The following is a 519-nucleotide window of genomic DNA, read 5'->3' as shown; positions in this document are numbered from 1 at the left end:
ACACCGACTTGTTGACCTGGGTATCGAAGTCCACCAGGAAGATGTTCACCGTGCCCGAGTTGCTGCCGCCCAGGCTTTGCTTGAGGCTGTTGAACACCGAAGTCAGCGAGTCCTTCGCGGCGTTCAGCGACGAACTGCTCATACTGCCGGAGCTGTCGACCATGAACGCAATGTTGTAGTTGGTGCCCGGGACCACGGTCAGGCCGCCGATGTCAGCGACGATGATGTCGTTGGCGTCGGTGCCGGTGACGGTGTCGTCACCCGAGGTGGCGGTGACCGCGTTGTACACCGCCGGCACCACTGTGACCGGAATGGTCGCGGTGCTGCTTGCCGAGCCGCCGACCTGTTCGGTGGACGTCGAAGTCACGGTCAGGTTGAACTGGCCGTTGTAGTAGGTTGGCGGGGTCACGGTCAGAGAGCCGAGGTTCCAGCCGGTGACGTTGGCTTCGCCATTGCTCGCGGTAACGGTGAAGGTATGACCCGCGCCATCGCTGAGCACCGAACCGACCGGTGCACCGC

1 protein-coding gene is annotated in these 519 nt (G+C 62.8%); it reads right to left on the bottom strand.

What is annotated here, in order from left to right:
• Nucleotides 1-519 (bottom strand): hypothetical protein (locus J5M71_RS27140; RefSeq protein ID WP_207838606.1); only part of this gene is annotated, 519 nt, incomplete at both ends.

Source organism: Pseudomonas sp. 43(2021) (assembly GCF_017490805.1).
GTDB lineage: Bacteria > Pseudomonadota > Gammaproteobacteria > Pseudomonadales > Pseudomonadaceae > Aquipseudomonas.
This window is presented reverse-complemented; position numbering and strand designations above follow the sequence as displayed.